Origin of the sequence: Mycobacterium asiaticum, from assembly GCF_001673315.1 — a bacterium.
In the GTDB taxonomy this organism is placed as follows: domain Bacteria; phylum Actinomycetota; class Actinomycetes; order Mycobacteriales; family Mycobacteriaceae; genus Mycobacterium; species Mycobacterium asiaticum_B.
In genome coordinates this window covers 1-5,874 of record NZ_LZLQ01000049.1, presented here as the reverse complement: position 1 = coordinate 5,874, position 5,874 = coordinate 1, and the positions used below count along the sequence as shown (strand labels likewise).

At 66.1% G+C, this 5,874-nt stretch carries 7 protein-coding genes and 1 pseudogene; 6 read left to right on the top strand and 2 right to left on the bottom strand.

Annotated elements, in window-relative coordinates; all coding sequences use genetic code 11:
- Window positions 1-350: pseudogene (locus A5636_RS07355) on the bottom strand (hypothetical protein); the annotation flags it as partial.
- A gap of 14 nt (window positions 351-364) precedes the next feature.
- Window positions 365-2,200 carry a type VII secretion AAA-ATPase EccA gene (gene eccA / locus A5636_RS07350; protein WP_065158037.1) on the bottom strand — a complete coding sequence of 612 codons (1,836 nt, stop codon included), beginning with the start codon at window positions 2,198-2,200 and terminating at the stop codon, window positions 365-367.
- Between the two features lie 205 nt (window positions 2,201-2,405).
- Between eccA and A5636_RS07345 the strand changes: the two genes are divergently transcribed.
- The 6 genes from A5636_RS07345 to A5636_RS07320 all read left to right on the top strand — a co-directional run.
- Complete coding sequence (locus tag A5636_RS07345; protein WP_081287656.1) at window positions 2,406-2,732, top strand: hypothetical protein; 327 nt, start codon at window positions 2,406-2,408, stop codon at window positions 2,730-2,732.
- Complete coding sequence (locus A5636_RS07340) at window positions 2,729-3,079, top strand: YbaB/EbfC family nucleoid-associated protein (RefSeq protein ID WP_065158035.1); 351 nt, start codon at window positions 2,729-2,731, stop codon at window positions 3,077-3,079. The genes A5636_RS07345 and A5636_RS07340 overlap by 4 nt, the downstream gene beginning before the upstream one ends.
- 150 nt (window positions 3,080-3,229) lie before the next feature.
- The gene (locus tag A5636_RS07335) at window positions 3,230-3,520 is read left to right on the top strand and encodes a hypothetical protein (RefSeq protein ID WP_065158034.1); all 291 of its coding nucleotides are present in this window, start codon (window positions 3,230-3,232) and stop codon (window positions 3,518-3,520) included.
- A 10-nt stretch (window positions 3,521-3,530) separates the two neighbouring features.
- Window positions 3,531-4,919 (top strand): hypothetical protein, encoded by a 1,389-nt coding sequence (locus A5636_RS07330; RefSeq protein WP_065158033.1) that lies wholly within the window; start codon window positions 3,531-3,533, stop codon window positions 4,917-4,919.
- Between the two features lie 10 nt (window positions 4,920-4,929).
- Entirely contained in the window at window positions 4,930-5,220 is a 291-nt protein-coding gene (locus A5636_RS07325; RefSeq protein WP_065158032.1) for a PE family protein, read from the top strand.
- A gap of 54 nt (window positions 5,221-5,274) precedes the next feature.
- Window positions 5,275-5,874: PPE domain-containing protein (locus A5636_RS07320; RefSeq protein ID WP_155763681.1), on the top strand; the 600-nt coding region annotated here is incomplete at its 3' end.

The window sequence follows — 5,874 nt, the reverse complement described above, 5'->3', positions numbered from 1 at the left end:
CGGGCGACCGGCGCTGTCTCGCCGGCCGGGGCTTCTTGCACCTCCGAGATGTCCTGCGCTTGCGGGACTTCCTGAGCTTCCGGGGCTTCCGGGGCTTCCAGGGCTTCCTGGGCCCCTTGGGCATCCTCGGCCCCCTCGGCCTCCGGAATGCCTTGAGCCTCAGGAATGCTTTGGCCCTCCTGGGCCTCCCCGGCACTCTGCGCCTCTGGAATGCTCTGGGCCCCCTGGGCCTCCGGATTGCTCTGGGCCCCTTGGGTCTCCTGGGCCAGCTTGGCCTGGATCAGCGCGACCGGAATCGGATTGGTGTCGGCATCGCTGCTGGGCTTGAAAGCCGTTGCCGGCTTTGGCATATCGGTGTTGTTCACTAGCGCGTTCTCGAAGTCAATTGGCGGGACGACATACCCAGCACGTTCTCCAAAGCGGAACGCATGTCACCGACCTCGATGCGCATCAACTCCGCCTCGTCCAGGTCCTCGACGCTGATGTCCTGACGTTCGCTCAACCGGTACTCCCGCTCCTCCTCGGCGGCCTCGATCACGTTGCGGACGAACCGCCCGTTACCCACCAAGTCGATATCCCGCCGAAGTTGTCCAGATTCGTCCAGAGACTCACCCCGGTAGAGCTGCGTGCAGGCGGCGACCAACTCGTCGTAGGCCGCTTGGGTCAACTCGGAGTCCCGGGTCTTGGCGATCAGCCGGCCGATATCACCCAGCTCGGTGGGGTTGTAGGAGGCGAACCGGATCCGCTTGCTGAACCTTGAAGCCATGCCCTCGTTGGCGGCCAGGAACCGGTCGATCTCGGCGTCGTACCCGGCGATGATCACCACCAACCGGTCGCGGTCGTTTTCCATCCGGGCCAGCAATGTGTCCACCGCCTCGCGGCCGAAGGCATCGCCGCCGGACAGACCGGTCTGGATCAGGGTGTACGCCTCGTCGATGAACAGCACCCCGTCCATCGCCGAGTCGATAAGCGCCGCAGTCTTGATTGCCGTGCTGCCCAGGTGCTCGCCGACGAAATCGCTGCGCTTCGCCTCGATCACGGCAGGCGTTTTGAGCAGTCCCAGTCCGCAATAAACCTGGGCAACCACTCGCGCGATCGTGGTCTTGCCGGTTCCGGGCGGTCCGGTGAAGGCCAAATGCAGGCTGCGGGCGGCCGCGCTGAGCCCCTTGCCTTCGCGGACCTTGGCCAACTTGGCGGCCGAGCGCAATTTGGCCACCTGCAGCTTGACGTCAGTCAGGCCGATCTGCCGGTCCAGTTCCAGTTGCGCGGCGCGCAGGTACTCGTTTCCGCGTTCGGAGAGGCTCTCGGCATCGGCATCGCGCGCGTTGCGGGCGCTGGCGGGATCCCACTTGTCGGTGCGGGAATCGATGTCTTCCCGGCTGCTGATGATGAGACGGTATTTCGGGTCGTGCAGCGCGGCGGCATTAGCTTCGAATCCAGGTTCTTCGCTGTAGATCCGCTCGAAAATGGTTCTGGCTTCCGCTTCTTTGCCCATCTCACGCAGTGTCAGGCCTTTGCAGAACTCGGCCGCGCGACTTGCCGCCGGGATCGGCCCCTCGATCGCCTGGTCCAGGCGGCGGATACCCTCGCCGAACAATCCCATCTGCGCGCAGGCCGACCCGACCATCAGATGCGCTCCGGCACTGATGTACTCGTCCTTAAACGATGACGAGTTAGCCAGCGCGACAAGAACATCCGGCCAACGCTGAGTGGTGAAATGCAAGACCGCGCGGACGTAGGCACAGATCTCGGCTGACTCGGAGTCACCGTCGGGCATGGAGCGGCGCAGGGTGTCGAGTTCGTCGAGCACTCGTTCGGCCTCGGCGTAGTCCTTGCCGAGCACCAGGTTCGCCGCGTACGCCAGCCACACCTCGGTCAGGGTGCTCAGCGTGTAATCCAGGTACAACCCGGTCTGGAAACGGCCACACAGTGCGTGCCGGGGCAACCCGAGGCGGCGTTGTTCGCGGTTGAGGTTTTCCTTGCTGGTCCGCCACAGGTGGTAGAGCACCTCGCTGCTGGTATCGCCGGCCGCCGCGCGGCCCAGCCACGCATCGCTCATCTGCGGGTCGTGTTCGGTCGCGCGTTTGAACGCCAAAGCCGCGTAATGGACGTCGCGGTCGGTCTCCAAGCCGTCGATCGGAATTCCCAGCGACAACACGCCTGCGTCGAAGACCCGCTGCGCGTCCCGGGTGCCAGGCATGTGCTCGGTGTCCTTACTGCTAGTCAACTGCGACTACGGGAGTTCGTGCCGCAATAGAATAGGGTGCGCTGCCGGGTCCGGCCGCGACCGATTTCACGTCCCTTTCCCCTACGTTGTAGCGGTAGAAAGTTATTGTACCGATCCGACGAGTTTCATTAACGCGCCAAAATCCTGAGAAATGTGGACAGACGGCGAGAGGTCTGGCATGCCGCAACAACAACCTGTCCGGTCACGCACCGGAACCATCGCCGTCGTCACCACTGAGCGCGGGCTGCCGACTGCGCTGAAGATCGACCGCAGCGAACTGGCCCGACCGCCCCAGGAACTGGCGAGCGAGATTCTCGCGCTGTGTCAGCTGTCGGCGACGCGCGCCCAGGTGGCTTACCGACGCGAGCTGGTCGGCAGGGGCTTCACCGCCTCGGTGATCCGCGAACTCGGCCTGCCGAGCGAGGAGGACCTCGCAGAGGCCGAGCAGGCGCTGTTCGGGGACGAAGACGACGACGGCCCTTCGACCTGGATGAGGTCGGTATGACCAGCCTGGCGCAATCGGTGATCGCGCGGGCGATCAAGCAACGCGATCTGCTGCAATCGATGACCGAGCAATCCAAGACCATCACCGCGCGCGTGACGAGTCGCGACCGGGCGGTGAGCGCCGAGGTGGACGGTCGTGGCCAGCTGACTGGCCTGTGGCTCGGAGCTGTCGCCGTGCGCCTCGACCCCGACGTCTTGGCCGCCCTGATCGTCGAGACCGCGCAGGCCGCGGCCCAGGTCGCGGCCGAACGGTACAACTTCCTGCTCAAGGAATTCACGGTCCGCATGGCCGAGCTGCAACAGTCGCCGCTGGTGCGTTCTGACGGAAGCATCGTCGAGCCGCAATAAATAAATGGCGCTTATTGCACACACGTAAATCGCACTGATCTTGAAAGTCTGCTTAAAATCCGTGCGGTTTATTACCGGCGGGGGCCCTTATGGTGGGAACACCAGCGTAAGCCGCAGGCAGGGCGGGATTTCTGGGGGAAAGAGCAGAACATGACATTCGCGATGCAACCCGAGTTCATGCAGGGACTCACCGCGGCGCAACAGGCCGCGTGTACGGCTATCACGTCGGCGTTCAGCACTGTCACCCCGGCGGAGCTGAGTTCGTTCTCGATGGCGCTGGGACCGATCGCGGTCGCGAACATGATCCCGGCGATGTACGAGTCGACAGCGAACAACGTGATGAGCGGCATGCTGACGGCGACCAACCACGCTCTCTTGGGCGTGGCCACCCATGTTTCCGATGCGGCGCACGCGGCAGCCGACGCCGTCACCGACGTCTAGGTAGTACGCGATGGGAACCACCGACCCTGCCCCGGACGCAGGGTCACCTGGCCAATTCGATCCGACAGTCGGGTTCGACCACCAACCGGTGATCAACCAACTGGAAAACGACCTGCAAGCCTGGCTCAACCGCCCGGTGCAGGACATCCTGAACCAGTTCAATCTGGGTCAACTCCCCTCCGGCGGACCCGAATTTCCCGATCTGGCGGGAGGGGGCATCCCCGCCGATCTCGCCGGCGCTCAGGGGCCGGGCGGCATGGGCGGCAACTTCGCCAGCGGGTTGCTCAAGCCGGTCACCGACATGCTCGGCACCCTGGGCCCCGGTCTCTTTCAGGGGATGAACCCGACGCAGATGTTCGGCGGCGTCACGCAGGCGTTTCAGCAAGCCGCGAGCGGGTTGCAGCAGTCGCTGGGCCAGATGATGGGCGGCATGGGCGGCCAGGGATGGTCGGGCGCCGGAGCGACAGCCGCGGCCGCGAAGACCGGCGAGACGCTGGCCAACGGTGCCGCCGTCGGGGCGCAGGGGACCGCGCTGGGTAGCGAATTCACTGCTGCTGCAGCCAATGTCGAGCAAGGCCAGGCGCGGCTCATCGAGATCCTCACCCAGTGTCAGAACGAACTCGAGGCGCTGGCGGCCGGCTTGCCCTGGACCGCACCCAATATGGTCGAGTCGGCCTCGCGGGCCAGCGCGCTGGCCACCGAGTGCATCACCGAACTGGAGAGCACGCTGACCGGCCAGGCGGCGACCACCACGGCAACCGGCGCCCCGATCGCGGTGGCCCAAGGCCCAGAGATGGCGATGGGCATGCTCGGTCCCATGCTGTCCGTAGGGATGAGCATGATCGGCCCTGCCATGCAGATGGGCATGATGCCGCTGACCATGGGCGTCCAGGCGGGAACACAGGCCCTGCAGGCGGGCATGCAGGCGGGCACCAGTCTGGCCTCGGGGCTGGGTCAGGCCGCCCAGGGAGCGGGCGCCGCGCCGGCCTCGGCGCTGGGTCACACCGGCCGGATGGTCAGCGCGGCACACCCGAGCGGCGGTGGGCACGGCGGTGGTGGCGGCGGGTCCGCGGCCACCACCCCGGCCCGGATGACGCCCTCGTCGCCCCTGGTCCAGAACGAGAACAACGCTGCCGCCGCGGCCCGCACGGCGATCGCGCGGCCGTCGGGTGGCGCCGCCGGGATGTCTGGAGCGGGCATGATGGCGCCCGGCGCTGCCGGCTACGGCGCTCAGGGCGGCAAGGCCGGTGCCAGCGGGAGCCACACGTCCGCGGCGTTCCTGCACACGACGGATCAGGGTGGCGAGATCGTCGGTGATCTCGGCAACGCCAGTCCGCCCGTAATCGGTGAGACCGCAATAGATCCCGACGACAGCCCCGATATCAAACTTCGAATTTAGGAGCACCGACATGGCTGAGAACAACCGTTTGTCAATCCGGCCCGACGAGGTCACCGAGGTCACCAGGCAGCTCGACGAGCTCGCCAACCGCATGCAGCGCGTGATGGAGGCCGAGACACCGAACCTGACGACCATCGCCTCCGGTCGGGACGAGGTGTCGCAACGCGTCGCGCACACCCTCAACGAGGTCCTCGGGTCGTTCACCAAGGCTGCCGATCAGGGTGCCACCGAGATGCACGAGGTGTCGGCCACGATGCGCTCGCACGCGGGACGCATCGCCGAAGCCGACCTGGCCGACTGACCGCTTCGAACGACCGCGACTGGGCAACGAGATACCGAAAGGGGGGCCACGGTAATGGGATTCACGAATGTCGTGTGGGAGTCGCGCAGCACTGAGCAACTGGCACGCGACCTGACCGACGGCCCCGGGCCGTCTTCGGTGGGCGAAGCGGGCGCCGCGTGGATACGGGTGGCGAACGAGTTCGCAAAGATCTCGGCAGACTACGACACGATCATCGAAAGCATTCGCGGTTCGTGGGAGAGCACCGCGTCGGAAGCGGTGGTACGCAGACTGGAAACGTTCGGCAAGTGGCTGCAGGCGGCCAGTTTGAGCGCCGCCGCCAACGGGCGGCGGGCAGAGGAAGCGGCGGTGGCCAACACGGTCGCGATCCTGTCGATGCCCAGCGTGTCCGAAGCCGTGGAAGCCAAAGCGGCGCAAGACATGATGGCGTCGCTGTCGGCGTATAACGGAGCGATCCTGCAAGGCAGTTTCGCCGAGTTCGAAGAGGCCGCCGCCGCCCAGCAGGCCGACGCCGCGGCGGTGATGAGTCGCTACGAGGACGCCGTCGCCGAATTGGCTCAACCGTGGGAGCAGCCGGTGCCGCCGCAGATCACCAACGGCGCCGCACTCGCGGCCGAGAAGGACGGCAAGTCCGGCGGCGGGGCACACGGGGGC

What these genes read in the sequence shown, in the direction of transcription:
- A5636_RS07330 (WP_065158033.1), top strand. Translation starts at nt 3,531, where the DNA reads ATGGGAACCACCGACCCTGCCCCGGACGCAGGGTCACCTGGCCAATTC.
- A5636_RS07345 (WP_081287656.1), top strand. Translation starts at nt 2,406, where the DNA reads ATGCCGCAACAACAACCTGTCCGGTCACGCACCGGAACCATCGCCGTC.
- A5636_RS07325 (WP_065158032.1), top strand. Translation starts at nt 4,930, where the DNA reads ATGGCTGAGAACAACCGTTTGTCAATCCGGCCCGACGAGGTCACCGAG.
- A5636_RS07335 (WP_065158034.1), top strand. Translation starts at nt 3,230, where the DNA reads ATGACATTCGCGATGCAACCCGAGTTCATGCAGGGACTCACCGCGGCG.
- eccA (WP_065158037.1), bottom strand. Translation starts at nt 2,200, where the DNA reads ATGCCTGGCACCCGGGACGCGCAGCGGGTCTTCGACGCAGGCGTGTTG.
- A5636_RS07340 (WP_065158035.1), top strand. Translation starts at nt 2,729, where the DNA reads ATGACCAGCCTGGCGCAATCGGTGATCGCGCGGGCGATCAAGCAACGC.